This window comes from Mesorhizobium sp. WSM4836 (assembly GCF_055811815.1).
The window spans coordinates 1-25,559 of record NZ_JBVVQF010000022.1; the positions used below are offsets into that span (position 1 = coordinate 1).

Here is a 25,559-nt window from a genome sequence, read left to right on the forward strand (position 1 = left end):
ATGGCAGCCTTGGCGGTTGTCCAGGCAATGGCGCGGATATGTCGGCAGACGATCGATGATCTATCGGATTAACTGGGAACTAGTCGCCATGCTGCTCGCCGCCGCCTTCATTCTGGCGTTGTGCCTGCGTCCTTAGCTTGCGGCCTTGATCGAATGAAGGGTTGTTTCATCCAAGAGCTTGACGAGATGTTGCAACTCGCTATGCGGCAAAAGCTCCCCGCTGCCGGCGTGGCGGCGATCCTTGGGAAGGCGCGGCTCCTGGGCCTCGTCGTAGACAGGACCGAGGTCGCGACGGTCATCAGAAAACCGGCCCGGTCGCCGACCATTCGTAGGTCGCGGTGTACGCCGCATAGAAAGTTTTTTTACCCTCCGTCGCGGTGACTGTCCGGCTCTTCTTGTGGAAAGTGTTGGACGACACCCCTCACACCGCGCACGCTTTCCGCAACGACGCGTGCGGCATTCCGGCAGTCATCCGTATCGACGTTTCCCCAAAGATGAACCAGGCCGTCGGTCACGGTCACGGTCACAGCCTTTCCTTCGAGGCAGGTTTGCTCATTGAGGCGGGTTATTATGCTGCGGCGGATCGCTTTGTCCCCGGCAGCCGTTTCATCCGGCTTGGCACCGCTTATCGCATGGAGCAAATCAGCGCGGCTCACGATGCCGACCAGTGCGCTGCCTCGCATGACAGGTATGCGTTTGATCCGATGCTGTGCCATCAAGAAGGCCACTCGGGCCAGCGGGGTCTCTTCGTCCACGACGACCAGATCGCAACTCATCACATCGGCGACCTTCCACGCATTGGACTTGACATAGGCACGAGCGCGTTCCTTGACCGAATGAGCCAGCTCGGCCGAACTGGCAATAGCCCCAAGTCCGAGTTCTACTCGGCGCAAGAGATCACCTTCGCTGATGAGACCGACCAGCCGGCCTTCGTCATCGGTCACCGGAAGCCCGCTCACACGATTGGCGAGCATGATAGTCGCTGCGTGCCTGACGCCGTGATCAGGCGAAACCGTGACAACGTTTTTGGTCATGACATCGTTGGTATTCATCTCGGCTCCTGCTCTGGTTCGCTTAGCACCGTCAGATTACCCAGCATCAACAAGCGTAAGCCCGTTGTCTTCATCCGACAACAGTCAACAAGCTGCTCGGGTCAGGGTGCCGGATTCCCATCCCGCGGTTGCCCACGGGAGAGTTGTGGGCCATCATGCGCCAAGTCTATCGTGACAGGATCACGCAAGGGCAGGCATTGCTAGGGCTGGTTGTGCGCGAGCCGGCCGGCGACCGCATGGCCGACGCTAGCTGGCATATGTAAGGAAGATTTCTTGAAAGTACAAAGCCGTTTGTGTTCCGCCGTTGCAAATTATAGGTTGGAACACGGTGCAAGCAGAGGTTGGGGGCGCGTGAGTTTCGCCGGAAGATATACTTACTGTGGAATGCAGTGAAGTGAGGCTAAGTCGAGGCGGATCGATCTGAGGGTGCTTGGGAGGCAGCCTGACAAGGGCTGCGGGAGGAAACTTCATGCGCAAAGTTGTCGTTTTCGCACTTATATGGACCACTGTCGCTGCCGTGGCGATCGCAGCACCAGGTGTAACCACGACCAACGTGAACTTCCGTTCGGGGCCTGGGACGAGTTACTCAGCCATGCGAACACTCCCCGTTGGCACCAGCATCGACATTGGCGACTGCGATGACGCGGGCACCTGGTGCGCCGTCACGGTGGAGGGAAAAAAGGGATTCGCCAGCGGCCAATACCTGAAGGAGACAGACGACCCGGAAGCCTGGCCGCGCGTCTATGAAACGGGCAAGGGCCGCATGGTTCTATATCAGCCGCAGTTCACCGACTGGACAGATTTCAAGACGATCGAGGCGTTGGTCGCGGCCGAGTACGTGAAGACGCCGGATGCCCAGCCAGTTTTCGGCGTCATCGGCCTCAAGGGCGACACGTCCTACGACGAGGACGCCGATGAGATTGTTATTACCAACATCACCATATCGAGCCTGGACTTCTCGAGCCTGAGCCGCGATGAGTTGACGGCGCTGTCGGTCGACACCGGAAAGCTGTTGCCGACCGGCCCGATCACCGTCCCGGAATCCCGCGTGACGGCAAGCCTGACCGAGCAGAAGCGCATGACCGATGTGCCAGGGCTCAAGGCGGATCCGCCGCGGATATTCCTGTCAACGATCCCGGCGCTCCTCCTCCAGACCGACGGGGCCCCCATCTTTGCCCCGGTGAAGGGGAAGACCGGGCTCTCCTTCCTGGTCAATACGAACTGGGACCTCTTCCGGGTCGACGAAGGCGGCGCACTGTTCCTGCGAGACGACAGGCACTGGCTGACTGCAAAGGCAGTCGACGGCCCGTGGAGGCCGGTCACCGATCTGCCGCCGCTGCTGAAAGACTTGCCAAAGGACGGCAACTGGGACGATGCGCGCGCTGCCTTACCGCCCGAGCCGTATCCGCAGGGGGGAGCGCCGACGATTGTCACCACCAATCAGCCTTCTGAGTTGATCCTGTTCGTGGGCGAGCGGGCGCTCGTGGAAGTTCCCGCCACCTCGCTGCAGTGGGCATCGAACACCGAGACGGACGTCTTCTTCGACAAAGCCGGGAAGCAATGGTACGTGCTTCTGTCCGGCCGCTGGTTCCGCTCTCCAGACCTGAAAGGGCCGTGGACCTTCGCGACGCCGGAGCTCCCTGCCGATTTCCTGAACATTCCCCAGGATGCGCCCTATTACGCAGTCAGGGCGTCCGTTCCGGGAACCTCGGAAAGCGTGGAGGCGCGGCTCAGGGCAAGCATCCCGACCACGGCTCGCGTAGAGAAGGGATCGATCACACCGACGGTTGCCTATGCGGGCAAGGCGCAGTTCGCGCCCATCGAGGGGACCGATCTCGCCTATGCGACAAACACCACCGAGACCGTAATCAAAGTCGGTTCGCAATATTTCGTGCTTCAGGATGGGGTCTGGTTCGTGGGCGACAGCCCGGAAGGTCCGTGGCAACTGGCCACCGAGGTCGCGGAGGAGATTTACGAAATTCCGCCCTCTTCGCCCTTGTACAATGTCACCTATGTCCGCGTTCACGACACCGAGCCGGACGCTGTCTGGTACCGCTATACGATGGGCTACCTGAACTGCTTCCTGGCCTGGGACTCCTGTGTCTATGGGACCGGTTGGTACTATCCCCCATATTGGTACGACTCGCCTGACTACGATTACCCGATCTACTACCCGCGCCCCGTAACCTGGGGCATCGGCGCCTACTACAACCCGATCCGAGGGGTATACGGTCGCTACGGCTATGCCTATGGCCCGTATCGCGGCATTGCAGGCGTGCGGAGTTGGAACCCGAGCACCGGCACCTATGGCCGCGCCGGGGCAGTCTGGGGTCCGCAGGGCTCGGCCGGATTCGTCGCGGCGGCCAATCCGCGCACGGACAAGGCCGGCTACGTAGCAGGTGGACGTAACGTCTATGGGGCGTGGAAATCGGCTGGGGTCAAAAGCGGATCCGAGTGGGCGCGGATAACCGCGCGCACCGGTGCCGGCGGCACCTCGACGCTGCGCTGGAAGACCTCCGCCGGCCAGGGGTTCGTCCATGAGGGACGGCGCGGGGACATGTATGCTGGCCGAAACGGTCAGGTCTACCGGAACACCGGCGACGGCTGGCAGGTGTTCGACGGCGGTTGGCAGGACGTGAAGCCGCCCGAGCGCGGCGAGCTGCTGCCGGCGGGCGAAGGGCTTCGGGGTCTCTCGCCCGAGGCGCGCGACCGGCTCCAGCAGCGTGTGGGCGCGGAGGCACTTGCAGGGGTCGGCGGAGCGGGCGCTGGCGCCGCGGTTCGTGACCGCGCACAGGAGAGGACATCCCAGCGACCGGCGGCGCAGCAGCGCCCGCCAACTCGGAACACAAGACAGCGACGGCCGTCTACGCAGCGCCCGACTGCGAGCCGGCAGCTGCCGTCCAATCTTAATCGGGATGTACAGGCGCGGTATCGGGGCAATCAGCGGCAGATTTCGAGCCGGCATTATATCCCGCCGACCGGCGGCAGTTATGGCAACCGTAGCTACGGTGGCGGCAACTTCGGTGGTGGCGGTGGTCGCAGCTTCAGCGGTGGCGGTGGTCGCAGCTTCGGCGGTGGCGGTGGTCGCGGCGGCGGCCGCCGTTGAGGCTCGCGGGGAGCCTTCGCGAAGCTCGGCATCGAGGCGCTGGCCGCTGGTGGAAATTGGCGGCATTTCGCGGATTCGATCAGCGGTGGCTGACAACATCTGTCAGACGGCGAGAGTGGACGTGGTCGCCATCAGAGAGCGGGCAACTGGGCACCAACTCGATCTTGTACCCACTCGTGTCGAAGTGTTTTATGGCGCATGTTGGGTTCTTCGTTGCACGATTGACTATTTGGGCCCGCTTGCGAGGGATGTTGATCTTGTTGACGGATAAGCAGGCTGGCGTGTTCAAGGGCATGGCTGCAGGCATGACGATCACTGTCATCTCCATCGGCCTTTGCAGTCGTTGGTGTGCCAGAGCCGGTTTTCCTGCAGCAAGTGCAGATATTAAGCTCACGTATGCTCTCAGGTGGGATATCTCGGCTCTTATGGCGAAGCGGACGCCGTGCATTGTCGCAGAGCTGGGCGCGGACGTATCGCCTTTCATGCTTCACATCTAGGCAGCCGTTGCCGAACAGGAACGCGCCATGATTTCACAGCGCACGAAAGAGGCGCTCGCAGCTGTCAAGGCCCGTGGCGTGCGGCTCGGTAATCCGCAGATCCGCCAGGCTCCACTGGCACACAGAAAGATTCCGAGGGTGAGCACCATCACTGGAACATTCCTTCTGTGCGCGTGTTGGTTTCTGAGCGCGTCGTGCGCTTAAGACAGGAGAAAGAGTATGAAACGAATCCTTTAGCCTCGGCCGTGTTGGCGCTTTCCGCCGGGCTTTCCTTTGCCCAGACGACGAGCGGAACTTCGGGCGGAACCTCCACGACCACGATTACGACCACGCCCAGCACCGATCAGGGAGCCACAACCACTACAACCGATCAGGGAACCGACACCACCACCACCAGCGGCACGAACCCGAACTCGGCCAAGGATTGCGCTCCTGGCCAGCAGACCGGCAGCGCGCAGGAGGCCGCACCTGGTCAGCAGGACACGGACGCCAAGACCGCCGCCCCCGGCCAAATGAAGAAGACCACCGAAGATTGCTGATTGGCAACGCCACAAGGGAAGGCCGGCGCCGCTTAGGGGTTAGATTGCCCTGTAATGGCGCCGGCCGGGCGGATTGGGTCCGCCGCCGTGAATAGCTTGGCGAATCCGGTAATTACGCGAGAGCGGTAGACTGAATCCTACGCGCTCCCGTCTGTTTCGCTCTCTTCATCGATTCCGCACACTGGCAGATAGGCGTTGGTTTCCAGCCATTCGCGCAGCACGATCTGAATGAGGTCCGACCGGCCAATTTTCATTTCGGCCGCGATGGAGTTGAGAGCGTCCTCCGTTGCGGGCTCTAGCGGCACGCCGGAGACGTTTCTGAGTATCAATGCAGCCCGCCGCAGGATGATCTGCAGATCCGCGCGCGACATATCGGCGATGCGATCGGCAGCGCTTTCAAGCTCTTCGGCAAAAGATTGGCGGGTCATTCTGCTAGCGCCGTTCAAGGTCACTGAGCCTATCCTCCAATGATGCAATCTGTCCCGCCAGCTCGCGGAGCAAATCCTGCTGGCTGTTGTGGTTCTCGACCTCCCGATCGTTAATGTAGCTGACGCAGGCAGCGAGGCGTTCACTGACCCCATTGATGTGGTCGGCTAGGTCACGCATGATCCTTGTAGCGCCTTGCAGGCATGTGCTCTTATCCATGAAGTTGCTCCCTGCAGGAGCGGCGGGCAAAACCAAATCGCCAAGACAAGTAGCACCCGAAGACCACGCATCCCAATTACTCCCCTGCGTTGAAGACGGGGGAGCTTTCTCCTTTGTCGCGCAAAACGCAAGTTCGCCCACCGATGAACTAATCGACCATGTCACGCAGGGGCTTCTTGCGTTTCGCCGGCCGGTACTTCTCGACCAGCCTGACCTTGTCGCTGTCGACGGTGACCAGAGGCCCTAGATCGACAGTCACCTTCCCGGCATCCTCATCGATCCGCGTGACCTCGCCGGTAAGCTCGATCGGCTGGCCTTTCTGGTCAATGATCGAATGCGGGAAATTGTAAGGGGGGATGGACACGCTCACGCGGTCCTCAGTGACCCGTCTCCGGACGGTGGCCGTGATCGCCACCAGATCTCCAATCCCAATTCCCCGCGCCATGAATTTTTGAGTCTGGAGCGGGCGGCATTTTAGTCAAGATGTCGCTAATATACCGGAACTGGGCGCAGCAGCAGGTAGGCAGGCCGCCATTGCACAGCTGCCCTGCGACATGCGAGTTTGTCAACCAAATGGCTCATTATGGGAGTCCCGAATGTCCATTCGCCGGATTTTCCCAAGGTATCGGTTTCCTAAACATCGAGGGCAAGGGTGCCAGTGCCGCCCTCGATCGAGCGCCGGTTTTCCTCGGCAACCGGCGCCTCATGGACGAGCAGAAGATCGATCTTCTGGCGCTGGGCGAAAAAGCCGAAACGCTCAAGGGCGAAGGTCGCACCGTCATCCATGTGGCACGATCCGGCAAGCTGCTCGGGCTGATCGCGATCGCCGATACGATCCCGTAGACGTAGCGCGGCGGGATGATGCCGTCGACCAGCGTGCGCAACGGCAGCTGGGTGAAGAACGCCAGCTTGACCATGCGCCCGACTTGGCCTCGACGCTCACCGGCAGGCCCGCAACCGTAGCGTAGGCCATCGCCTTGGGCAGGACGACGGCTGCGGCAGTCAGGCCTGCGACCACGTCAAGGCGATTGGGAGCGATCTCTTTGAAAAAGTGGGCCATGGTGTCCCGTTTCATTCGTTAAGTCGATCAGGCCAGTTCACCCGCCAAGAGCCATCGCGACGGCAACCATTGCAATGCCAATTGTCACCATCAGCAGGCCTGTGCGCCATGGCCCTCCCGACCTGCCGGCCGAAGGTGAAGCCCGTGAGGAACAACATGCCGACGGCGACGGCGTTGGAAAGTCTCAAGGCGAGCGCGATATCGTTGACGAGCAGGAAGGGGGCGGCCACTGGGAACAGGCACAGAAAGACGAGCAGGAAGACGCCGACGGCGGCGAGATAGTCTTCCCGGCCGAACCTGGTCTCGAGGCTCTCGGGAGGCAGGCTGCCCAGATGGAGACGGATTCGCTCGAGGTCGGAGACGGTCAGAGCCGGCAAGACGGCGGGCGGGAGATGGTCGGCGACGATCGCCCTTCCAACGGCGGAGCTTTCAGCATCGCGGATCGCCTGGACGGTGGAGATGGCCAGCCGGCGCTCGCCGCTCGCGCCCATCAGATACATGACGGCATCGATGATCGCCCAGGCAAGATTGCAGCCCAGCATACCGATGAGCACGGCCCGCACGTCGGCCCGGCCGGCTTCGGTTGCGGTGAGGGAGAGGGTGAAAGTCAGGACCATGATGAGGCCGAACAGGATCTCGCTGGCGCGCCACACCGGGTCGAGCACACCGCGGGACGACCCGGGGCGCGTCGCCGGGGCCTCGTCCAGGCCGGCTTCCACGGGAGGGTGCTCCATCGGCGTCATGCAGCAGGCGGAAGCAGGAAGAGGGTCAGCCCGAAGATCGCGTAGACCATCAGGATCATCACGCCGACGAACCACGCGGAGCGACCGCCGTTGGTCATCAGCGCCGCTGCCATCGTCGCGATCAGCATCATCACGATGGCGCCCGGCCAGAACTGCAGGCTCATCGGCGCCGGGCCGACAACGTAGCTCAGGACCACGAGGAGAGGGGCCACGAAGAGCGCGATCTGCGCCGCGCTGCCAAGCGCGATGCCGACGCTGAGGTCGAGCCGATCCTTGGCTGCCGCGGAGAAGGCTGACGTCATCTCGGCGGCGGCGCCGACCAGGGCGACGACGACGAACCCGACGAAGGCAGGCGACATCCCGAGGGTTTCGGCCGCTTGCTGCACCGAAGACACGAAGACCTCGCTGACGAGCGCGACGAGCACTGTCACCGCAGCGAGAATGACCAGGGCGGCCCCGATCGGCCAGGGCGTCTCGCCGGCCTCGCCATGACCGACGCTGGCGAAGGCCTCTTTGTGGGTTCTCAAGGAAAATACCATTGAGAGCCCGTATGCGATGATCAACAGCACGGCGAGCCCGAGGCTGAGGGGCTGGGTAACGGCTTCCCGGCCGTCCGCCTGGGAGACGAGCGAAGGCACGAGCAGGCCCACGGTTGCGAGAAAGAGCAGGCCCGACTGGAAGCGGGCGCCAACGCGGTTGAACTGCTGCTCGTGGTGCCTGAGGCCGCCGATCAGGAAGGAGCCCCCCAGCATGAACAGCGTGTTGGTGACGATGGCACCGGCAATCGAGGCCTTCACCAGCAGGTACTGACCGGCTTGCAGGGCCGTTAGCGCGATAACAAGCTCGGTGAGATTGCCGAGCGTGGCGTTGAGAAGACCGCCGACCGCATCCCCGGTCCGCTCAGCCACCGACTCCGTCGCGCGGCTCAGGAGGGCTGCCAGAGGAACGATGGCGAGAACCGAGAGCAGGAAGAGGAGAGTATGCCGCTCGGGCGACAAGCGCTCACCGGCCAGAACGACGGGAACGAACACCAGGAGCCAGAGTAACCGTGACTTTCGCATCTCGCTCAAAATACGCTTCATGTCTGTTCGCTGCTCCGCCTCTTCGTACTGTATGCGGACAATGAACGCGAACTGCTCCAGAAAGGCCTCTTTTCTCTTGAGCAAACCCTCTTTCTTGTGGAAAACACGTCCGCCTGGCAGAGTAAGTACAACCGACCGATGTTCGGATTCAATCCGGCGGAGGCTGGTTGGCGCGCAGGTCGGCTCAGGGCCGCGGTCTTTCTCCCTCCAGATGGGACCCGGTTCGTTTTCGACCTCCGACCACCGACAATCATTTCACTGGGTTCTGCGACGGAGGTTTCTTATGGACTCCCAACGAGGGACCCGGCTCCGTTTTGAGAGGTGGTGCCCCCGTCCGACCGAAACTCCAAACAATGACCTGCCGGGCAACATGGGTGTGAAAGCCGCACCTCACGGGCTCGATTGCGTAACGCGCCCCTAATTGACTACGGTGTCTTTGTCGCGATTCGCGAAGGACGAAGGAGCCCGTCGGATGAAAAAGCAAGCCTTTCTCCCGCTCGTCACCTATCCCGATGCGAACGCCGATGCCATCGCTGGAAATGCGGTCGCCGTTGTTGCTCACCTCAAGGCGGACTTGCACGTCACGACGCTAAACGCGCGAAAGCCTGAGGCTAAAAAAGCCCTTTCGCAGCGTGTGCTTAAGCTGGTCACGGAAGCCGAGGCAATCAATCGAAGCCGCGGCGAACACTTGCTGGCGAGAGTGCGTGAGGCAGCGGCGCGAAAAGAGGTCAAGCTGACAACTGGTGGATCATCTGCTTCCGTCGCCCTCCTCGGTGAGTCGGCAGCAGCCGAGGCGCGCTACTTCGATCTTGTCGTCCTTGGATGGGAGGCGGGAAATCCAACAGCAAGGGCCATGGCCGAAGGCGTTATCTTCGGATCGGGCCGCCCCGTCATTCTGCTACCGGACCGCGCAGCGGTCGATACGATCGATCACATCGCGATTGCGTGGGATGGTAGCCGGGTAGCGGCGCGCGCGCTTGCCGACGCAGCCCCGCTTCTCGAACAGGCCTCCCGGATTTCAGTCCTGACTGTTGTCGACGAGAAATCTCTCAAACAACGGGACATCGCGGAGCACCTTGCCGATGGGCTAAGGAAACGCGGCCTTGCCGCCGAAGCTTTCTCCATTACCGCAAAGGATCGCCCCATCGGCGCGAGCCTTCAAGAACACGCAATCGAGCGAGGGGCGCGGCTGTTGGTGATGGGCGGCTACGGCCACTCGCGCGTTCGCGACTTCGTATTGGGCGGGGCAACCAAGGACGTTCTACGAGATCTGCAACTGCCAGTTCTCGTGTCTCATTGAATGCACCGCGGCCCCCGGCAGGCGCGTTTTTTCATTGCGATCGGCTTATAGCCACCACCCAGGGAAACGGGCTCGGCGCAATTTCTCCATTCGTAGGTTGCGGTGTAGGCGGAATAGCTCTCGCGCTGCAACGGGTGCGTCGGCGAGCCGAGGCCGAGGACAGAGTAGCAAAGTCTCGTCATAGCCTTGCCATCGATACAGGATCAAGCATTGAGCCGGCGATCGCCCACGCCGCGGCCACGGTCTGAAGTCAAGGTGCGGGCTTGCTGAGGTCCGCGGAGAATGCGCCAACGACGTCCTCGAGATCATCGAAAATCATATCGGGGCCAACTTTTGCCACCACGCCCGATCGTTCGAGTATCTCTAACGGCTCGCTGTGGAGTTCGACAATACCAAACCTCACGCCCCGCTCCGCTGCGAGGGCACGCACGTCCTCGAGCATGACCGCCGCCGTGCTGTCGATCTGGGCCGCTGCACTGGCATCGAAGATGAACCACCTTGTCCCCGAGGTTAGTCTGGACAGAATATCCTCGATCCTGCTCCGGACGTAGTCCGCGTTGTAGAAAAGGAGGCTACCCTGCAGAAGGTAGATGGCCAGCCCGGGAATCGCCTTCGCTTCTCGATGCCGGTGCAACTTGTAGAAACCTTCGCGTCCTGGAATGCGGCCCAGCATGGCGTCGCGCGGCCGCAGGCCCTTCATGAGCAAGTACAGCAATGTGGCGCCAACGGCAACGATGACGCCGTTCAGGACCCCGAGGCCGAGCACGCCAGCAATGCTGATAAGCGCAAACACAAACTCGATCCGGCTGATCCGCCACAATTCGCGCAACGTCTGCAAATCGATGAGGCCAATGGCGGCCGAAGCAAGAACGGCACCAAGGGCCGGTGTTGGCAGGAAAGACAGCGCATCGCTCAGGAATACAACCGTAAACGCCAGGGCGACGGCCGAGACGATACCGGCCAGCTGCGTCTTGCCGCCCATCAAGTCATTGATCGCGGTTCGAGAATCCGAAGCAGTCACGGCAAATCCACCGAACAATCCAGAGGCGAGGTTCGCCGCTCCGAAACCCAGAAGCTCCCGATTGGCATCCACCGGATATTTGTTCTTCGCGCCGAAGCTGCGCGCGGTCACTATGCCCGCACCGAAGCTCACGATCAGCACGGCCGCGGCGCCGAGGATCAGGTCGCCGATCGAGACGCCATGCGAGATTGGCAGCATCGGAGACGGCAATTTCGAGGGAATATTGCCGACAACGCGGATTCCCAGCCCGGAAAAATCAAAAGCTGCCGACAATGCGGTAGCAAGTCCCACGGCGACTAACGGGGCTGGTATTGCCGGAAGCCAAGCGCCCATCAGGCGGAGCAGCACGAAAAGCGCGGAGCCCAACATCAGCGAAGGCCAGTGGATCAGGCTCGCCTTCATGGCGAGTTCGACCAGCGGCCGGAAGAAACCGTCGCTGACGATCCTGATACCGGTAAGACGCCCGATCTGGCCAACGAGGATCGAAAGTGAAATCCCTGTCATGAACCCGACCAGGACCGGGCGCGACAGGAAGTTGGCGATGAAGCCGAGGCGCAGGACACTCGCAAGAAAGCAGAGCAGGCTAACAATGACCGCGATTGCGGCCGAAACCACGATGCGGTCATCGCCCGACGATACGCCGAGAGACAGCAGCACGGCGGCCAGAACCGTCATTGTACCCGCGTCGGGTCCCACAATGAGTTGCCGCGACGAGCCCAGCAAGGCATAGCCGACCAGCGATACCATGCTCGCATAGAGGCCGATTTCAGGAGGCAATCCGGCTATGGCCGGATAAGCGATCGCGCTTGGCAATCCGACTGCGGCGATAGCCAGCCCTGAAGTCAGGTCGTGACGGAGCCATTCGCCACGATATTCCTTCAAACTGGATAGGAAGGGTAGCGTCGGCATAACCACCAGAGTGCCTCTTTATCTGATTTGGCGCCATGATCGCCGCAGGAACATGCTCGTCCGGTCGACTTTAAGCTACGTTCGCCACGTGCTGCAATCTCTGGTTCCAAGTCGCGCCGACAGGATCGATGGCCGTGATCGCGGGTCCTGGACCATGGGCTCTCGCGGGGTGTGGATCGAAAATGGTAGGCGCTGGCCGACCGGGGACGCCCTCTCGCGGGAGCGTGGATCGAAACGACATCGAGACGAACGGACTGATCCTGAGATGGTCGCCCTCTCGTGGGGCGCGGATCGGCGGGGTCACTCATGGCGCCTACCTCCCGCCCCGGCGAAGGCTCTTGGCTGGGTGGTGCGCTCACCCCAAGGTCTTCGCTTTGAGGCGAAGGTTTCTCCTTAAGCTGGAACAGGCGGAGCACCGTTTCCCCAGACGGCGAATAGCCTGGAGTGAATGCGTTCTTGACCGCGAGTGTCTTGAGCTCTTCGCTCAGTCCTTCTTCTTCGGCTGCACGTAGCCTTCGTCCTGAAGACGTTTGACCCCGGTTGGCCGCCTCGCGCTCGCTCCTCCAGCCGTAGTACACCTTCTGCTCGTCCTGGCTCAGCTTCGACGGGTCGAGGGCCTCGAGCGACCAGGAGCGTTCGCGCTCGGAAAGCCTCGCGCCTGAACTTCGCCAGGTCGCGCTTCTCGCGCTTCAACTCCGGCGGCGACAGGCTCAGGTCGGCCGGATACTGTTTCACCTTGGACAGCCCGCCGAGCAGTTCGTCCTTCGCCTGTCTTCTGCCTGAACCTTTCCACAACGTCATCGCCAGATCCCTCCCGTCGATCCTGCCCAGGCATTGCACAGCCGCCCTGCGACATGCGAGTCTGTCAACCAACTGGCTCATTATGGGAGTCTCGTCATGTCCATTCGCCGGATTGCGTTGACCTCGGCAGCGGTGACGCTTGCCTTCACAACCCTCGCCCAGGCCAGGCCGGACACCCGCGCCATGACCTGCCAACAGACGCAGGCGCTAATCCAGAGCCATGGCTCGGCGGTGCTGACCACCGGCCCGAACACCTATGCCCTCTACGTCCGCCAGTACAGCAATGCGTGCGACTCGCCGTTAATCCCAGCGGTAAAGTTTGTGCCGACGCGCGATGGCCAGTGCTTGGTTCATCGCTGCAGAGAGCCGCTCTCCACTCCGCCTGACCGAGGGTGACGAGCATAGCTATTCTGCTGCGCCTTTCGGCAGGTAGCCCTTGGCCTCCAGATCATCCACGATCACGGCTTGGCCTTCAGTCGGACGCCTGGGCTTCCGTGATTAAACCACGGCGCCCGTGGGCCTGTCCCACAGTGGGTCATTTGCTGCTGGCACCGCAATTGCATGGTCAGCATCGGGGCGAGTGGGGGGCCCCGCCGCTTCGCAAATGGAGCGGCGGGGCTTTTTGCATTTCAGCCATCACCGCAAGTTCGAGCGGCCCGACAGCCACTATTGGGGTGACCAACAGCCGGCCGCCGGGCCTAACCAGCAAACGGGGTAGGTTCGCCGGCTGGGAAGACTGTAGGCCGCTCAAGCATCGCTGCTGACTTAGCAAAACGGCTGTGTTCGGTTCCTCTAGCCCTCAAATCGGATGAGCCTAGACTCGGTTCCATGAGTGGGTGTCGGGCAGGCTTGTTCAACGCTTTAGTCAGAACGCGCATTTCTTGTATTTATAGGCACCAACCATCGCATCAAAGCGCTCAAAGTGGGTTGCGTCGATGATGCGGAATGACCATGAAAAGTTCCGGGATACAACAGCGTCCGCACAGGTTAATAGGGCGGAGAAGCGGTCGTTCTCCTCGTTGACTTGCGAGATCGTGCAGGCGCCCCCAACCGGGCCCTTTCCCTTGTTGCCGGTAATGATGAAACCGTGCTCGGACGCATAGGTACGGTCCTTGAAGCGGACTTTCCCCTGGATCTTCTCGAACACCCTCGTGCAGTCGGTGCGTTCCCCGACCCAGACGCCTTGCAAAACCTCAAGAGCATCGGCCCATGCTACGGATGCGCTAGCGGCGAAAAGTGCCGATCCCAGGAGCAGTGCTGCCTTCGAACGATTGGACCGCCATCTCAGTGCTGCTATGACGAGGTGCATCAGGAATCTCCAAAGCGGTTTCAGTTGATGACCCCTCCAACCGCAAAAGCGGAAGTCACTAGAAAGCTTTTACCGGCAGAATGTTGAACGACTAGGCCACTAGCTTTGGTTCGATGCAAGCTTCCTCCGAATTGCGCTAATGGCGTTGACGATCGCCTCCGCTGCCTGGCGGTCGAGCCCAACATCCAGGCGGCCTTCTGTCGTCTGGATTGAGAGGATTCCGAGATTGCCGATCTTGTCCGTGACCGTTCCGACATGAATCTCTGTCGGCACATAAGGCGGCTTTTCCATAGGACCCATCGCTTACCTCCTGGTAGCGGTGTGCTGCTGGAGATCTCTCCTTTGACAACTCCCAAGGGCAGCATCGCGCCGATCTGGCGCAAAGGCAAGCCAGAGCAATCCGCAAGTGAGTTTCGTCCACCATAGGTCAGACAATACGCAGCGGGTACGAAAGCTGTTGACGCTCATGTAGACGCACTGAGTTTCGACGCTGCGGACCTCCCTATGGTTGAAGCCGACCCATTTCTGCACGAACTGATGCTAAAGAGCTGCAAGGAGGCCTTAGCGGTTCGCACGCCTCCGCCTCCCCATCCACAGTCGGATTGATGTGGGAGGATTTTGCACCCCCGCGACGGCAATGGGGCGAAGATCTGCCTTCGAGTCCTGCACCAAACATTGGGCTCGTCTGGGCCGGATTAGGCACAGAAATGGCCCGGCCAGCAGTGCATTTCGGGTCACTTATCGGGACCGCAGATCTCGAATTATCATTAAGTTATTGAAATTGCTGGTACGCCCAAGGGGAATCCGAACCCCTGTTACCGCCGTGAAAGGGAAATGGACAGCCAATAGATGGGGATCTGCGGCCTCGAACAAGTCGAACGGCCCGCCCGCTCATCGACGACGCAAACAAAACGTTGGTGATCGGATAGAGTGTGTTGCACCGCGGGAACGAAGGAGGTTGACATGCCGGAGAAGGTAGCGAGCTTGGTCGCACCGGACTTCTTGGCTCTCACGGTCGGCATCGTCGTCTTCTTCGTCGGTGTGCTGATCACGCAGCGCGTATCGTTCCTTCGCACCTACAACATTCCCGAGCAGGTCACTGGCGGGTTTGTCGCCGCTTTGGCCTTCTGGGCGGTCTACGAGGTCTTCGGCTTGGAGATCGGCTTCGACATGACGACCCGCGACCGACTGCTGGTGATCTTTTTCGCCACCGTCGGGGTGAACGCACGCTTGACCGATTTGGCGGCCGGTGGGCGGGTGCTAGCGACGCTCTGCCTGATCACGGTCGTGTTTGTCTTTCTGCAGAACGGCGTCGGCACGATCGGGGCAATGGCGTTCGGCTTGCCGTTGTCGGCAGGGGTTGTGATCGGCTCGGTCTCGCTTGTTGGGGGACACGGCACCGCAATTGCCTAGGGGCCTACGATCGCTGCCGATCACGGGTTTCCTGCCGCACTCGAGATGGGCATCGCTGTCGCAACTCTTGGGCTGATCATCGCCAGCGTCCTCGGAGGGCCCATCGCGAAGCTGTTGATCGAGCGCCACGGCCTCGCGCCTTCGCCAGAAGTTTCGCCGCGCGGGGAATTGCCGCCGGAGGCAGATGCGGCGCCGATAGACAAGATGGGGATCATGCGCGCGATGCTCGTTGTCAACGTAGCGGTCATCCTCGGCTATCTGGTGCACAGCTGGATCTCGAGCTTTGGCTCGATCAAGCTGCCGCTCTTTGTGCCTTGCCTGATAATGGGCATCGTTCTGTCGAATACGGTGCCGATCCTATTGCCGCGGCTCAACTGGCCGGCGCGCACAGCCTCCCTTGATCTGATCTCCGGCTACGCGCTGTCGATCTTTCTTGCGATGTCGCTAATGAGCATGCAGCTTTGGACGCTGGCCGGCGTCGCCGGGCCGCTGCTCGTCATCGTGGCTGTGCAGACGGTGGTTGCTGCGGCCTATATCCTTTTGGTGGTCTTCCCGAGCCTCGGCCGCGACTATCAGGCGGCGGTCTTGTCTGGAGGGTTCACTGGGCTGTCGCTCGGCTCGACTCCTACCGCCATCGCCTCCATGTCGGCTATCACGCGGCATTACGGGCCGGCAACGAACGCCTTCAGCCACGGTAAAACGCCAGACGATAAGGGCACGGCCTTTGTCGCCTCGATTGTGAAAGGCATCGAACCGCAGGATCAGATCGAAGCTATGCTGGCATCGCAGATGGCTGCGGTGCACATGGCGACAATGACGTTCGCCCGCCGCCTTGCTCACTGCGAAACTATCCCGCAGCAAGACAGCGCCGAACGTGCTTTCAACAAGCTCACCAGGACATTCGCGGCCCAGGTGGAAGCCCTAAAGAAATACCGCACGGGCGGCCAGCAGCACGTCACGGTGAAGCACGTCACGGTGAACGAAGGCGGCCAAGCTATTGTCGGCAACGTCTCGCATGGGGGGCAGGGTGACGGAAAAAAATAACGTCAACCTCATGAACCTAGCGCCTCGGTGTCATGCTCGGTCGAAGCGGACAGGTTGCCAGTGTCGATCGCCAGCGGTGAGGGGCAGCGCAGTCTGTCGCATGCACGGTGCGGGCGGTGGCGCACCTGAAGGCAAGCGGAACGGCAACTATCGCAACGGAGGCAGGACCAAACGCACAATGGCAGCCTTGGCGGTTGTCCAGGCAATGGCGCGGATATGTCGGCAGACGATCGATGATCTATCGGATTAACTGGGGACTAGTCGCCATGCTGCTCGCCGCGGCCTTCATTCTGGCGTTGTGCCTGCGTCCTTTAGCTTGCGGCCTGATCGAATGAAAGGTCATTTCATCCACCCGCGCAGAGTGTCCAGCGTTCGCTTTAGCCAGTCGATGCCGCCGCAAGTGGCAAATGCCACCGTCCCCTGTTGGCCCAAGCCAGACATCGGGGTAAACTGGACACCGTACTTCGCTTCTCCTTTGAGGTGGCAGGTAGCGGATGCCCGTCTTGGCTTACTTCAAGGCAGGTTTGTTTGTGGTCGCCGCGGCCGCCGCATTGTTCTCAGCGGCCGGCACGATCGCTGTCCGCGCTTTTGGGCCTATCTCGCAATCTTCGCTGTCGTCATGATCGTTTCGTTCGCGGCTCTCGATCCGGACCTCCTGCGCGAACGCATGCGGCCGGGTGGCAAGAAGCCGCCCCTCTCGCTGAGGGTCTTTTCGCTCGTCCTGTTCATGCATTGGATCGTTGCGGGGCTTGACCGTGGCCGTTTCCATTGGAGCGACAACGTGCCCGATTGGCTTCAGGGCGTTTGCCTATTCACGGTCGCGGCCGGCTACGCCCTTGCACTATGGGCTATGCGTGTGAACCGGTTTTTCTCCTCAGTCATTCGCATCCAGGCCGACCGCGGCCAGCACGTCGTCAGCACGGGGCCTTATGCCTTCGTCCGCCACCCTGGTTACACCGCTGGATTTCTGATCATAGCGGCAAGCGGACCCGCGCTCGGATCGTGGCTTGCGGCTGCGCTCGTTGTGCTCTTTAGCCTGCCGTTTCTGCTCTACCGCACCATCACGGAGGACCGAATTCTTCGCGCGGAGCTTGCGGGCTATTCGGATTACGCCACGCGGGTCCGATGGCGGCTTCTCCCGGGTATTTGGTGAGAGCCAAACCTCCTTAGGAAGCGTGCTTCGAAGGTCGTCGCGGCCTGCCAATGCAGCTAATTTTTGCCGTGGTCCCTTACAGTTTCCGGAACATGTCACACAGTGCTTTGGGGGCGGTCGCCACCCCATTTCTCAAACGGGTCGATGTCACACGTCTTCCAATGGTCGGTAGTCCGGCGCACAAGCTCGTATGGTCCGCTCGTCCGGTGATCGAATGTCATAACGGTATCCGCTACCCTGACTGTTTCCCAGAGATGCCCGGACAGGGTTGCAGCCGCCTTAGCCGATGCCGTGTCCCATGCAGTCTCGCGATCTTCGAACGGGCCGAGATGAAAAACGACTGCCCTTACAAGGCTGAGTGCATCGTCATAGGGGACAAAACGCAGATTGTGGAGTTCAAGCAGGGCCGCGGCTCTACGGTTCGCCGCAAACCGTTCGTCGTTCAGGACATCGAGGCCGTCAGAGCAAACCTGTAGGGTCCCCATGTCGCACGCGTTGTAATAGACCCGATATCGACGGCCGTATTCCGGCGCTTCCGATCCGACGTCGCGGATTTCAGTATCCTCCATCTCCTCGATGGCCCAAGGGCCGGCGACGTTCCGATTCATCATTGTGCCGAACCATTGGAAGTCGTCGAAGACTATTTCGTCGGCACGGGTGACGTATGTTTTCACGCCGCCTTCGGCCAATGCATTCGGCTGCTTGTGCTTAGGAGGATGTCGCTCGCCGTCTTCGATTCCCTTTTTGATCCCGTCGAAGTCCTTATGCACGACGCGCTCCTCAACAGCATCAAGCCGCTTGGAAACTTGGAACGCCAAAACCAACAACAGCGCTGCTACAACTGCCAGCGAAAACGCCTGAACCGATACGTTGAAGGCTGATTTCACCCCGTAGATAACGAGAATCGATAGACCGATCCCAATCAGCCCGAGAATTCGCTTTGCCATGCCGGACGCCCTCCCTGCGTCACATCTTAGGCAAACAGAGGTATTTCTCAATCTGCGGGCCGCCAGGGTCACGCAGAGCATACTGAATGCCGCCAATCACATCATGATCTCCCGATCGGGAATTCGCCCTATCGTCTTGGCCGGGTCGTTGGCGGTCGCGATGTTGAATATGCGCTGGCCTCCATGGACGACGTTAAGGACCATGTTGCCAATCGCGTCCAGCTTACGACGGACGGTCACCGCGCCTATTTAAATGCGGTCCCGGAAGCCTTTGGGCCGATATCGGCGATGCTAATCAAGCAGTACGGCGAGCCGGAAGGCAAGAAAACCTCGCCAGAGTGTCGCCACAGCCCCGCCGTTTGCACTGCGCGACCAAGACCTGGATCGAAGGAAATCCGATCCGGTGCATGTCAGCACATCGCCATATCGAGCGCGCCATTCTCGGCATAGTCCATCTCGCCACCGCCAGATACTGGCTCAAATTTGTCCACGCCGCCTAGAAGTCTCGGTTTCCTCATCGACCGTTCAAAGGCTTGCGCTGCAATGGTTAGCAGGCGGCAAGTGGCAAAAGGCGCCTATTGTAAGTTTTCTAAACAGACGTATAGTGTCCTTACACAACAGGAAGGGACACAGGCTAATGAAACGCGCCGTCGCTTACATCCGCGTTTCGACAGCACAGCAGGGCAAGTCGGGTCTTGGCCTCGAAGCGCAGCGGGTTGCGATTGCGAAATTTGCTGAAGCCGAAGGCTTAGAGCTGATCGCCGAATTTCAGGAAGTCGAGACAGGCAAAGGCGCGGATGCTTTGAATAAGCGCCCCCGACTCGCAGCTGCTTTGTCTGATGCCAAGCGCAACGATTGCGCGGTTGTCGTCGCCAAGCTCGATCGGCTGTCCCGTGATGTGGCCTTTATCTCGGCTCTTATGGCGAAGCGGACGCCGTTCATTGTCGCAGAACTGGGCGCGGACGTATCGCCTTTCATGCTGCACATCTATGCAGCCGTTGCCGAACAGGAACGCGCCATGATTTCACAGCGCACGAAAGAGGCGCTCGCAGCTGTCAAGGCCCGTGGCGTGCGGCTCGGTAATCCGCAGATCCGCCAGGCTCAGGAAGCGGCTGCAGAGCGCCGTACCGCCATCGCCGAAGACTTCGCAGCCAACGTGCTGCCCATCATCAGAGAAATTCAGGCAACGGGCGCGTCCATGCGGAAAACGGCCGCCGCTCTCAATGCGCGTGGAATCCCTACGGCTCGTGGTGGCACATGGGCGGCAACGCAGATCAGTGATATTTTAAAGCGCGACGGGGTCCAAGGGCGCAAGCCAGATGGTGCGTAGGGCATGTGAGGTCTATCATCACGGCGTCGCCGATCCGCCGCGAAACGCCCCGGTGCCAATTCAACTGCGGGTGGCTTTAACGCTAGACGTCACCCCCTTGAAAGGAGACGATGATGTCACGCTGTCGAGCATGGCGCACATCTTGTTCGGACCGTCAAAATTGAAGCCTAGACATCTATCGGGAAATGCGCCGGCTGGGCATCAGCCGCCCAACTTGAGCGTCTTTCAAATCCAGCAAGACGTCTTTGGCAACTCAGTACAGATTGAAACAGGTAAGACGCGGTTTTCGGAGGAATTGATGCATTACACACTTCATGCTGCGCCAGGCTCGTGTTCCTTTTGCGCCCCACATCGTCATGGAGGAGATTGGAAGGCCATATTCGCTGGCGTTGATGTCGCCAGGCCATCCCGAAGCCAAGACCAACGAATTTCACCGCTTAAACCCGAAAGGGCGAATCCCTGTTCTCATTGCCGAGAATTTCACTCTCACTGAAGCGCCGGCAATCTTATTTCACCTGGGCCTGACGAATCCAGGCGCGCGGCTCCTGGGAGCGGATGCCGAAAACATCGTCCGTTCCATCGAATGGTTTAACTGGCTATCGAGTGCGGTTCACGCCGTCGCCGTCCGAATGATCTGGCGCGCCGACTTTTTCTTACCGGATCAATCGATGTACGCGCCCTTGGTTCATAAAGGAAAAGAGCACTTGGCTTCCGCGTTTGCGCTTATAGAATCCAAGTTGACGGACCGAGATTGGGCCATAGGAGAGGCCTATTCAATCGTTGATCCGTATTTGCTCGTATTCTACAGGTGGGGAAATCGTATGGCCGTTGACATGCGAAATACCTACCCCGCTTGGACCTCTCATGCACGTCGGTTGGAGGAGCGGGCGGCTGTGCAACGAGCCTTAACGCAGGAGGGAATATCCCTCTGGGAGTAGCTGTCGTGTTGCCGAATCCAAAAATTCGCAAGACCATCGATCCTACGCGGTCGTGTTTAAATGTTTGGTAGCGTTGTTTAGCGGGAAACCAACGCTACGGCCTCATCTTGACATGCGACGCTGGCGTTTGCAGCAAAATATACCGCTAGATACGGCGCAGCAGTAGCATTCTGCGGGACGTCGCGTTGGCACGTTAGGTGCCGCGCATTTCAGCACAGGGTTTCACAGGCTATGCCGTCCTTGTCGCGGTCTAGCTTCCCACCCCACGAGCAGTTGCCCAAATACCAGTTCGCTTCATCACATGAGCTGATTTGGGAGCAAGTTCGCCGGGGTTGGCATGAATAACCCTGCGCGAGCTGCCGGTCACTGATGATGCCGAGAGGCTGGCTGATCGCCGGTCGCGGATTTTCCGAATGCTCGGTGCGCCATTCCCAAGGCGCCTGAAACGTTCCGCCCCATAGACCCAAGTTTGCTGCCTGCGCCTTCGCCTGCTGACCCGCGTAGGCCCCACGGCTGTAACGGGGCCAGTCTAACGCCTGACCGTGCTCGACCATCCACGAGGCAACGCCTGCACCGTCGGCCCTTGTGCAGTCGCCGACATAGCGTCGATATTGATCCCACGTCACGAAGGCGCACCGCACCGGCTGGGACATCGCGAGGAAGGCGTTTAGCGTTTCCGCCGCACGACGCCCGCAGGGATACTCAAAGCCCTTTGCGTCGCTGCAATACTGCCGGCTCTCAGGCGCGTCGATGCCGTTGAAGCGGATCCGCTGTCCGTGGATCTCGATCGTGTCGCCGTCGATTACTGAGGCTGCCCCGGTAAGCGCGGCTGCTTCCGCTCCGGTCGCCGTTGGCGGGCTGACCATTGATACTTCGCCGCGCTGCGCGCCCGACGGCGCCGAGCAGGCTGCCATGGCCGCCACCGCCAGGAGTACGAGCGTTGGCGGCATGCTAGCGAGTTGGCGTGTCCACAGCCTGGCGCCGGTGCGTTTCCGCCACCGATCGGATCGGATATCGTGGGGGGACCGGTCCATCCGCTACGCCGACCAACCCGGCCAAGCGCTGTCGGTCATAGGCATGCCGGCGCAGTAGTAATCGTCAACGAACCGCCCTGTAGACCGGTCTCGGCAGCGCCAGATCACGCTGTAGTTCTGACCGTAGAATTGGTCCCACGCTACGCCGTAGACCTGCGGCCGCGGTCCGTAGTACCCACCCCCACCGTTGTTGGCAGCGACTCCTACTGCTGCTCCACCTACAGCTGCGAGCGCTATTCCAGTCGCTACATTATTGTCCGTTTGTATGAGCCTGATGCACTTCTCGGCCGTTGCACCTCGGCGCACTAAAAGGGCTGCCACTCGGCTTCGATATTGCTCGTCAGTGCTGCTAGCCAGAACATGGCAAAGCGTCACGGTATTCATCGCCGTGAGATCGCTGTTGGACAGGCTAGGGCCTGTAGAGCAGCCGCTGATGCACAGGGCTGCACTCGCAAGCAGCGATCGTTTTCTCATTTGAAATTTCCCCCCAACAAATAATGAGGCAATTCCGGCTCGCGAGTCCAGGGGTTTTATCTCTTCTGAACGGTCGGTCTATTTCGTTCGCGCAGATGCGTCGCAGTAAAGACCAAAATGGCCGACGTGGGACCGTTTTGCGTCGGCACGCATCTGGCGCTAAGAAGTGACCATGCGCGCGCCATTGCGTGTACTGGGCCTCATGCGCGGGTGTCGAAATGCTCAGCTTAGTGTCAAGGTTACGGCAAGGTTACAGCAAGGGTGCCGGCGTCTTCCGAGAAGGCAAATGAACGCATCGACGGGTAGTGTTGCTGGCCCTCCGGCTTGGATTGTCATCTGCTTGCGGTGTTCCGGCACACTGTCGAAACGCGCACGATTCAACGCAATGCTTGGCTTAGCAGCGCTCGGACTTGCCGCGTGCCAATCGGCCCCTCCCACGGGATCGTCGCCTGCTACCTCTGCTCCAACTTCGGCTCTCGCCGTTATGCCCGCCGCCTCCGCAATTCCGGACCAGCCGGTCACAGTCGTTCCTCCCACGAAGGCTGTTCCAGCCAAGTATGCAGCGTTCTCGGGCATCTGGACTGGACGACTGGAGGGAATGGATGAAGCCGAACTGACCGTCCAGACAATTGCTGCGAATGGAAAAGTGACAGCCAATTTTGCCTGGGGGCGCCTAGCCGATAATTTTCCGGGAGAGGCTGCCGGCGCTGGAAGAATTGTGGGGGACAGGCTGAAGCTTGAACGCCTCCCGAATGGCGCCGACGTCAGTTTCGTCATGCAATCCGACGGAGCGCTTGCGGGAACTCTTAGGCTATCCGGTCAGCACTACGCGGGGGCATTCTTCAAGCAATCCCACATGTGAAGAGTATCGCTGCACGATACGCCAGAACATCAACGGCCAGCTGACCGGCATCTTCACCGGCACGCTGGGCGCCGAGATCGCGGATACGCTGCTCCTGCCGTATTCGGTGCTGCTCGACATCTCGACGCGCCGCATCGACGCGGTGAACCAGACTACCATTCTGGAATGGGTGAAGCGCAATAACATCTACACCCTGACCACCGGCGGTGAACTCACCATCCGCGGCGTCTTCGGTTACCTCGACACGTCGGGCGCCGGAGGCACCAAGCGCATGGTGGCCTATCGCCGCTCGCCGGAGGTGCTGAAGTTCCACAGCCTGATGCCGTTCCGGTTCCTGCCGGCATGGCAGACCGGGCCGATCAAATTCGACGTGCCCGGGATCTTCCGGCTCGGCGTGTCGACATCCGTCGGCCGAAGTCGATTCGCTATCTCGACGGCATTTAAGGAGGCGATGATGAAAGTCACCAACAACCAGGCCGGCCCGCGCGGCATCAACACCACCAGCGGTCCGGTTCTCCTTCTGGCGCAAGGTCGACATATCGGCGGCAACAGTGTTCATCATGGCCGGGCTTGCCGGGGCAGGCCTCGCCAGCCTGATCTCGTCAGTGCTGGACAGGGATCCGCCGACCACGTTCGAACGGGTGACGGTTTTGACCCCTGAGGTTCCGCTGAGCGAAGGCTACCCCCCGGAAGGTCGGGAAAGCTATCAGCGTTCCGTCACGATCCCGCTCGCGGCCGCGGTGGGCAAGCCGCGCTACGATGCCCGTTTTTCGTACGTCTGCAATCTCTGGCACAAGCTGACAAAGCCGATCGTCGTTTCTGCACCTTCCGCTGTTTTCACCATCACACCAGCTACATTAACGTCTGAACCGCCTTAACCCCGCGGCCGCTCTCCGATCTGGTCGCAAAAATTAACAAAGCCCGCCACGCCGAAAGGTGCGGCGGGCTTTTTTGCTGCTTTGGTGGAACACTCGCCTGCGACCATGGTTCGATCAAGCGGCACCGTGCCGCCAGGTCGGCGGCATGCACTTTAGGAGAGCGCCGCCTTGGCCACTTGGACACAAAGAGATGAGAGACAGCAGCGCACGTCAGATGCTGCACGGTCATTAATCGATGTTGAGCGCGCGGCCCGAGACGCAAAGACCGCTCGGCTCCGGGAGCAGCGGCTGAGGGCTGGAAACACACACTCCTTGGAAACACCCGATGGAACAGCTTCGCAGTGAAATGGCTGTTTTGGCGGACCCCGGCTTTTGGGTTGCGCTGGCGGTCGTTCTGGTTCCCTACGGGATCGGCGTTGCACTGCTTCTGTGGGTAGCCAATCCCCCGGCTCTGCAATAGCCTTCCTGACGCCGCATAACGGTTCGTTAGGCATATTTGAGGCCGTGATGGACTGTCTCCAAACGTTCATCGACCGTCTTCGAAGCGCTCGATAGGCGGGCAGGCATGCATCATCTCCCAATGGGTGTCGCCTTCGCCATTTCGCTTGCATTCGGTTTAGTCGTGACGGCGATTGCCGCGAAGGATCAGTCGGAAGGCTGCGGCGCGCGGTGCTCATCCGTCCTGAGCGATGTTCCCATGAGGGGCACGCGCCACGATGTGGAGGCGAGACCGAACATCGGGCACACCGAGCCCTGAACAGAGGGCCGTAGCATCCCTCCTCCTTAGCAGCCTCGAAGGGCCATACGTGCCTCTTTTGGTGACGCTCGGCCCGCCAATGCCTCTACGTGTCATTATCCGCTACTGGCAGCCGAAGGGCATCGGCAACTTCGACTATGGCGTCCCTAATCTCTTGGTCTGTCGCGACCAAATGAGGTGCCGCCTCCCGAACCCGGCGTAGCGCGCCAGATATCGATATGGTGTCCTCTCGGTCAGCCCTGTTGAGGACCGCATTAATTGCCTCCTCCAACACTGGATCGATCCTTGCAACGCCCATCCAACCCCCCGGTTGTAAGGGTTCGATGATACTACCGTAGTCTTAAGGATCAATTCGAGGCGTACCGAGGGCTCCTCAGCAATCTCCTGCTCTCGCTGGTCAAGCGCATACAGCAATACGGCAAAGAGAGCCGGCAATTCTTGATCGACTTCCAATCCAAGCCGCTTGCGCAACATGTGCGCATTCTCGATCACCCCGAGCAATCAGTGATAATGGGCATCGCCGCAGCGCTGAAGGGTTTCAGGCCGGGACGCACGCCGGCCCTGAACTAAAACCGTCGGTTGGTGGACGCGTTACAGCTCATGCGCCTAAAGTCCACCTGATCGCGCGCACCAGCCCAACCCCCGAAGTCCCTAGCTTGGTGCAA

Annotated in this window: 21 protein-coding genes and 3 pseudogenes; 11 read left to right on the plus strand and 13 right to left on the minus strand. The window is 60.5% G+C overall.

The window, feature by feature from the left end:
• Nucleotides 1-362: 362 nt before the first annotated feature.
• Nucleotides 363-1,052, minus strand: a complete 690-nt coding sequence (locus AC0L2P_RS23420; protein ID WP_473504464.1) for a CBS domain-containing protein — start codon at nucleotides 1,050-1,052, stop codon at nucleotides 363-365.
• A gap of 469 nt (nucleotides 1,053-1,521) precedes the next feature.
• On the opposite strand from AC0L2P_RS23420, the gene AC0L2P_RS23425 reads away from it, so the two are divergent.
• Both AC0L2P_RS23425 and AC0L2P_RS23430 read left to right on the plus strand, forming a co-directional pair.
• Nucleotides 1,522-4,158, plus strand: a complete 2,637-nt coding sequence (locus AC0L2P_RS23425) for an SH3 domain-containing protein (protein ID WP_473504466.1) — start codon at nucleotides 1,522-1,524, stop codon at nucleotides 4,156-4,158.
• A 664-nt stretch (nucleotides 4,159-4,822) separates the two neighbouring features.
• Entirely contained in the window at nucleotides 4,823-5,194 is a 372-nt protein-coding gene (locus AC0L2P_RS23430) for a hypothetical protein (RefSeq protein WP_473504468.1), read from the plus strand.
• A gap of 137 nt (nucleotides 5,195-5,331) precedes the next feature.
• Here AC0L2P_RS23430 and AC0L2P_RS23435 read toward each other — a convergent pair whose 3' ends face one another.
• The 3 genes from AC0L2P_RS23435 to AC0L2P_RS23445 form a co-directional block, all read right to left on the minus strand.
• Entirely contained in the window at nucleotides 5,332-5,622 is a 291-nt protein-coding gene (locus AC0L2P_RS23435; protein WP_473504639.1) for a hypothetical protein, read from the minus strand.
• A 4-nt stretch (nucleotides 5,623-5,626) separates the two neighbouring features.
• On the minus strand, nucleotides 5,627-5,839 hold the full coding sequence (locus tag AC0L2P_RS23440) for a hypothetical protein (protein ID WP_473504470.1): 213 nt from the start codon (nucleotides 5,837-5,839) through the stop codon (nucleotides 5,627-5,629).
• Nucleotides 5,840-5,987: 148 nt separating this feature from the next.
• The gene (locus tag AC0L2P_RS23445; protein WP_473504472.1) at nucleotides 5,988-6,209 is read right to left on the minus strand and encodes a hypothetical protein; all 222 of its coding nucleotides are present in this window, start codon (nucleotides 6,207-6,209) and stop codon (nucleotides 5,988-5,990) included.
• A gap of 203 nt (nucleotides 6,210-6,412) precedes the next feature.
• Here AC0L2P_RS23445 and AC0L2P_RS23450 point away from each other — a divergent pair, with 203 nt between their 5' ends.
• Entirely contained in the window at nucleotides 6,413-6,682 is a 270-nt protein-coding gene (locus AC0L2P_RS23450; protein WP_473504646.1) for a hypothetical protein, read from the plus strand.
• 91 nt (nucleotides 6,683-6,773) lie between these two features.
• Here the strand turns inward: AC0L2P_RS23450 and AC0L2P_RS23455 are convergent.
• The 3 genes and pseudogenes from AC0L2P_RS23455 to cax all read right to left on the minus strand — a co-directional run.
• Nucleotides 6,774-6,914 (minus strand): annotated as a pseudogene (locus AC0L2P_RS23455) (SulP family inorganic anion transporter); the annotation flags it as partial.
• Nucleotides 6,911-7,618, minus strand: a complete 708-nt coding sequence (locus AC0L2P_RS23460; RefSeq protein WP_473504473.1) for a VIT family protein — start codon at nucleotides 7,616-7,618, stop codon at nucleotides 6,911-6,913. The pseudogene AC0L2P_RS23455 and the gene AC0L2P_RS23460, both read right to left, overlap by 4 nt.
• Nucleotides 7,619-7,638: 20 nt before the next feature.
• Nucleotides 7,639-8,724: a calcium/proton exchanger gene (gene cax / locus AC0L2P_RS23465; RefSeq protein WP_473504475.1), complete on the minus strand. Its 1,086-nt coding sequence runs from the start codon at nucleotides 8,722-8,724 to the stop codon at nucleotides 7,639-7,641.
• Between the two features lie 472 nt (nucleotides 8,725-9,196).
• On the opposite strand from cax, the gene AC0L2P_RS23470 reads away from it, so the two are divergent.
• The gene (locus AC0L2P_RS23470; RefSeq protein WP_473504477.1) at nucleotides 9,197-10,024 is read left to right on the plus strand and encodes a universal stress protein; all 828 of its coding nucleotides are present in this window, start codon (nucleotides 9,197-9,199) and stop codon (nucleotides 10,022-10,024) included.
• A gap of 80 nt (nucleotides 10,025-10,104) precedes the next feature.
• On the opposite strand, the pseudogene AC0L2P_RS23475 reads toward AC0L2P_RS23470, so the two are convergent.
• Nucleotides 10,105-10,228: pseudogene (locus AC0L2P_RS23475) on the minus strand (glucoamylase family protein); the annotation flags it as partial.
• Nucleotides 10,229-10,274: 46 nt separating this feature from the next.
• Nucleotides 10,275-11,954 carry a SulP family inorganic anion transporter gene (locus AC0L2P_RS23480; protein ID WP_473504479.1) on the minus strand — a complete coding sequence of 560 codons (1,680 nt, stop codon included), beginning with the start codon at nucleotides 11,952-11,954 and terminating at the stop codon, nucleotides 10,275-10,277.
• 897 nt (nucleotides 11,955-12,851) lie between these two features.
• Between AC0L2P_RS23480 and AC0L2P_RS23485 the strand changes: the two genes are divergently transcribed.
• Nucleotides 12,852-13,151 carry a hypothetical protein gene (locus tag AC0L2P_RS23485; protein WP_473504481.1) on the plus strand — a complete coding sequence of 100 codons (300 nt, stop codon included), beginning with the start codon at nucleotides 12,852-12,854 and terminating at the stop codon, nucleotides 13,149-13,151.
• Between the two features lie 469 nt (nucleotides 13,152-13,620).
• Here AC0L2P_RS23485 and AC0L2P_RS23490 read toward each other — a convergent pair whose 3' ends face one another.
• The gene (locus AC0L2P_RS23490; RefSeq protein WP_473504483.1) at nucleotides 13,621-14,064 is read right to left on the minus strand and encodes a hypothetical protein; all 444 of its coding nucleotides are present in this window, start codon (nucleotides 14,062-14,064) and stop codon (nucleotides 13,621-13,623) included.
• Nucleotides 14,065-14,163: 99 nt separating this feature from the next.
• Nucleotides 14,164-14,355 (minus strand): hypothetical protein, encoded by a 192-nt coding sequence (locus AC0L2P_RS23495; RefSeq protein ID WP_473504485.1) that lies wholly within the window; start codon nucleotides 14,353-14,355, stop codon nucleotides 14,164-14,166.
• A 672-nt stretch (nucleotides 14,356-15,027) separates the two neighbouring features.
• Between AC0L2P_RS23495 and gltS the strand changes: the two are divergent.
• Nucleotides 15,028-16,521 (plus strand): annotated as a pseudogene (gene gltS, locus AC0L2P_RS23500) (sodium/glutamate symporter).
• 619 nt (nucleotides 16,522-17,140) lie between these two features.
• Nucleotides 17,141-17,674 carry a methyltransferase family protein gene (locus AC0L2P_RS23505; protein WP_473504487.1) on the plus strand — a complete coding sequence of 178 codons (534 nt, stop codon included), beginning with the start codon at nucleotides 17,141-17,143 and terminating at the stop codon, nucleotides 17,672-17,674.
• A 95-nt stretch (nucleotides 17,675-17,769) separates the two neighbouring features.
• Here the strand turns inward: AC0L2P_RS23505 and AC0L2P_RS23510 are convergent, their stop codons facing one another.
• Nucleotides 17,770-18,621 (minus strand): hypothetical protein, encoded by an 852-nt coding sequence (locus AC0L2P_RS23510; protein WP_473504489.1) that lies wholly within the window; start codon nucleotides 18,619-18,621, stop codon nucleotides 17,770-17,772.
• 637 nt (nucleotides 18,622-19,258) lie between these two features.
• Between AC0L2P_RS23510 and AC0L2P_RS23515 the strand changes: the two genes are divergently transcribed.
• Nucleotides 19,259-19,951 (plus strand): recombinase family protein, encoded by a 693-nt coding sequence (locus AC0L2P_RS23515; RefSeq protein WP_473504490.1) that lies wholly within the window; start codon nucleotides 19,259-19,261, stop codon nucleotides 19,949-19,951.
• A 314-nt stretch (nucleotides 19,952-20,265) separates the two neighbouring features.
• Nucleotides 20,266-20,889, plus strand: a complete 624-nt coding sequence (locus AC0L2P_RS23520) for a glutathione S-transferase family protein (protein WP_473504492.1) — start codon at nucleotides 20,266-20,268, stop codon at nucleotides 20,887-20,889.
• A 209-nt stretch (nucleotides 20,890-21,098) separates the two neighbouring features.
• Here AC0L2P_RS23520 and AC0L2P_RS23525 read toward each other — a convergent pair whose 3' ends face one another.
• Nucleotides 21,099-21,803, minus strand: coding sequence for an excalibur calcium-binding domain-containing protein (locus AC0L2P_RS23525; protein WP_473504494.1), 705 nt, complete (start codon nucleotides 21,801-21,803; stop codon nucleotides 21,099-21,101).
• 1,388 nt (nucleotides 21,804-23,191) lie between these two features.
• Here AC0L2P_RS23525 and AC0L2P_RS23530 point away from each other — a divergent pair.
• Nucleotides 23,192-23,920 carry a major capsid family protein gene (locus AC0L2P_RS23530; protein WP_473504496.1) on the plus strand — a complete coding sequence of 243 codons (729 nt, stop codon included), beginning with the start codon at nucleotides 23,192-23,194 and terminating at the stop codon, nucleotides 23,918-23,920.
• Nucleotides 23,921-24,462: 542 nt separating this feature from the next.
• Nucleotides 24,463-24,597 carry a hypothetical protein gene (locus AC0L2P_RS23535; protein ID WP_473504498.1) on the plus strand — a complete coding sequence of 45 codons (135 nt, stop codon included), beginning with the start codon at nucleotides 24,463-24,465 and terminating at the stop codon, nucleotides 24,595-24,597.
• Nucleotides 24,598-25,559: the final 962 nt, after the last annotated feature.